This is a genomic window from Chamaesiphon polymorphus CCALA 037, from assembly GCF_003003845.1.
Lineage (GTDB): Bacteria > Cyanobacteriota > Cyanobacteriia > Cyanobacteriales > Chamaesiphonaceae > Chamaesiphon > Chamaesiphon polymorphus.
The window spans coordinates 1-3,933 of the sequence record NZ_PVWO01000522.1; the positions used below are offsets into that span (position 1 = coordinate 1).

3 protein-coding genes are annotated in these 3,933 nt (G+C 47.4%); all 3 read left to right on the forward strand.

Annotated features, from left to right (window positions below; genetic code table 11):
- The coding region (locus C7B77_RS25640) for a peptidoglycan D,D-transpeptidase FtsI family protein (RefSeq protein ID WP_106311643.1) at positions 1-1,932 on the forward strand (1,932 nt) is incomplete at its 5' end.
- Between the two features lie 19 nt (positions 1,933-1,951).
- Entirely contained in the window at positions 1,952-2,968 is a 1,017-nt protein-coding gene (cbiB, locus tag C7B77_RS25645) for an adenosylcobinamide-phosphate synthase CbiB (protein WP_245894418.1), read from the forward strand.
- Between the two features lie 309 nt (positions 2,969-3,277).
- Entirely contained in the window at positions 3,278-3,799 is a 522-nt protein-coding gene (locus C7B77_RS25650) for a pentapeptide repeat-containing protein (RefSeq protein ID WP_106311649.1), read from the forward strand.
- The last annotated feature ends 134 nt before the right edge of the window (positions 3,800-3,933 follow it).

The window sequence follows — 3,933 nt, forward strand, 5'->3', positions numbered from 1 at the left end:
AAATCGACTCGCTCGGCGGTAAAAGTCAATCGGACGATCGCGAGATCGATTGTCGTTTGGAGCGCGTGGGGATTGGCGACATTGGTGCTACTGGCGAGGTTAGTTTGGTTACAAATTATCGAAGCACCTAAGTTACAAGAAAAAGCCAAAGAGCAGCAACAGGTGACGATGCGATCGGTAGTACCGCGCCGGACGATCGTCGATCGATCGAACGATCGAGTGGCGATCGACAGGCTCAGTTATACTGTCTTTGCTCATCCCGAAAAATTCACCGAAATAGTCCGCAAGAAAGGCTCGAAAACTGGAGTAGTCGTCCCCGTCACCCCCGCCGATATGGCGCAACGACTGGCACCAATTGTCGGACGCACGGCACAGGATCTCGCGACCAAATTTCAACAGCGCAAGACGGGAGTATTTGTCGGCTCGCGACTGCGGGAAGACACCAAAAATCGGATTCGAGCACTCAAAGTTGAAGGTGTCGAGATCGTCCAGGGCGAACTCGACTACACGCGATTTTATCCTCAAGATGATATGCTCGCCGAAGTATTGGGCTATCTCGATTGGCAAAGGCAACCCCAGGCGGGAGTAGAGTACAGTCAAACCACTCTCTTAGAGCGAAAAGTCGTCCCCTACAACTTAACCAAGACTGCTAGAGGTGAAATTTTACCCGATCGCGTCACCTTAGATTTTTTACATACCGATGACTTACAACTGCGACTGAGTATCGATCTGCGCCTGCAACGTGCCGCCAGGACAGCATTGAAACAAAAGATGACCGAATGGAATGCCCTACGCGGGACGGTAATCGTCATGGATGCCAATACGGGAGCATTGCGATCGCTCGTCGTCGAACCCACCTACAATCCCAATCAGTACGGTAAAGACGTCCAAAATTACAGCAAAATCGTGGGGGCGAAACGCGCGCCAACTCTGCTGCGCAATTGGGCTGTATCCGACCTCTACGAACCAGGATCGACCTTCAAACCGATCGCTGTCGCCATTGCCTTAGAAAATAGCATTATCGAGCCAAAATCTACTTTCCTGGACGATGGTAGCATCACTGTCGGCAAAGATACCATCCGCAACTCCAATAAAAAAGGTCATGGCAACATCGATGTCGCCCAAATTCTCCAGCATTCGAGCAACGTGGGCATGGTGAAAATGATGCAACGGCTCAAACCCGACATCTACTATAATTGGCTGCAACGGATTGGTTTGGGGCAAAAATCTGGAATCGATCTGCCCTTAGAAGAGCGAGGCGAAATTAGAAGTCGGCGCGACTTTATCACCTACCCAATTTATCCAGCAAATACAGCCTTCGGGCAGGGAATTTCGCTCACTCCCATTCAATTGGTAGCATTAATTGGCAGTCTGGCGAATGGAGGCAAACTCGTAACTCCGCATGTGGTAGAAGGTTTGTACGACAGTGCGGGAGTCCGCAAAGACAAACCCACTCTCCCCGAACCCACTCAGATCTTTTCCCCCCACAATGCCCAATCTGTATTGGCAATGATGGAAACTGTCGTTACCCACGGCTCTGGCTTTAAAGCTGCAATTCCTGGTTATCGGATTGCTGGGAAAACAGGCACTTCTCAAAAAGCCATGCTCGGCGGCTATAAACAAGATGATAAAAAAATTACCAGTTTTGTAGGAATTTTGCCTGTAGATGGACAACATCGCTACGTTGTATTTGCCGCAGTCGATGAACCCAAAGGCAAAGAAAAAGCCTTCGGTAGTAACGTCGCCGCACCGATTGTCAAATCTGTGATGGAATCATTAATTTCGCTCGATGGCATTCCCCCCAGCGATCCGAGTGCAGTTAAAAATAAAAAGCTAGCTAAAACCGAAATAGATAAAGATAAAACAGACACAACCAAACCAGATAAAACCAATAAAATCGAACTAGACAAAGCAAAAGTAGATCCGCAGTAAATTAATTGAGAATTGAGAATTGAGAATTGAGAATTGGGTTATTGATACCCATTACCCATTACCCATTACCCATTACCCATCCACCTTCCTCCTGGCAGCGTATTTAGATTATCTCATCGGCGATCCTTGGGGATGGTTGCATCCCGTACAAGTAATGGGATGGACGATCGATCTATTTACCCAAACCACCCTTAAATACGTCAATAGTCCCTACTTACGACGTCTGGCTGGGGTTGTTTTGTGCTGGGGATTAATCCTCGGTACCGGAGCGATTACCTGGCTAATAATTTATGCTTGTGAATGGATTCATCCATGGTTGAGTATTGCCATTCGATCGATCGCTTTGGCTAGTTGTTTTGCTGGAAGAAGTTTGCGACGAGCGGCTGAAGATGTTCTCACGGCAATTGCTAGTGAAGATCTAGATGCGGCTCGATCGAAATTAAGTATGTACGTCGGTAGAGATACCGATAAATTAACCATCCCTGAAATCTACCGCGCCATCCTCGAAACCGTCACCGAAAACGCGATCGATGGCGTGATGGCTCCCCTGTTTTACGCGATCGTCGGTGCATTTATCCCCGCAGTTGGGGCTGTACCCCTCGCCATGGCCTACAAAGCTGCCAGTACTCTAGATTCGATGGTCGGTTACCGTCGCGAGCCATACGCCGATATCGGTTGGTGTAGTGCTAAATCCGAAGATGTTCTCACTTGGCTGCCTTGTCGCCTCAGCGTACTTACCCTGAGTATTATTTCTGGTAAACCCCGCACTGTCTGGCGACTCTGTTTCCGCGACGCAGTTAAAGATCCCAGTCCCAATTCTGGCTGGAGCGAGTGCGCCTATGCCGCAGCATTGGGGGTGCAAGTTGGGGGCATAAATTACTATAAGGGACAAGTACGAGAAAAGCCGCAATTGGGCGACGATTTACAACCGATTACTTCAGATATTATTCAGCAGGCTTTAAGGTTGACTCGCTACAGTTTTCTGTTGTGGGTAGGATTGGGATCGCTGGCGTTAAGTTTAGTTGGATCGACCTAATGCTAGCGAGATAATTATAACGGTGGAAAAATTTGGCGATCGAATCTAAAGCATCGAGGATTGTATCGATCGAGCAAAGTTTCGACTGTGACTCGTTGCTGTTTTAAATATGTTAGTTCTACTTTGAGTTAGAGTAAATATTTTGCAGTATCAAACCTAGATCGACCAACCCTATTTTGCGATAAACTGTGAATGTTAAGGAATGTAAAGATCTGGCCTTGCCTAACTCGTCCAGATTCGAGCTTCGCTATTTTGCACTCGGGTAGCGTCGGCTTTGCTGAGTCGCAACACAACTGTTTACTGGAAAATATGCCTACTATTATCGCTCTAATCCTTGCTTCCATTTTAGTATTCTTTCCCGGTCGGGTCATGCTGCCAGGAGGTGGCTACGCCTACGCTGCGGGAGGAACATCTCAATATAGTCCGTCACTTTCCTATGATAATGCCGTACTCAACGGTGAAGATTTTTCAGGGAAAAATTTACAGACAGCGGTATTTACTAACGCAAAGTTAGATGATACCAACTTTGCTGGTGCAGACCTTACAGGCGTAGTGATTAGTTCGTCAATCTTAAACCGTACCAATCTTCACGGCGCAAATCTCACTCAAAGTTTGCTGGATCAAGTTAGGTTTGTGGGTGCAGATTTGAGCGATGCTGTTTTTATGGAAGCGATGATGCTACGATCGACCTTTAAAGATGTCAACATTGCTGGTGCAGACTTTACAGATGCGATTTTAGGGAAGCTCCAACAGAAAGAACTTTGTAAGATCGCGGATGGTGTAAATCCGAAGACTGGTGTAGCCACACGCGATTCTCTCGGATGTAAGTAAGTTGGGATTTTTTTGCTGCGATTGAGATGGTGTTACCCCCGTTATAAGTCCACTACTCACAGATTTTGGAAGAGTGCCTAGTTTTAGGTTGTTGGTGCTATGGAACCCGGATCTGGGGGGTCTCCCCCCAGACC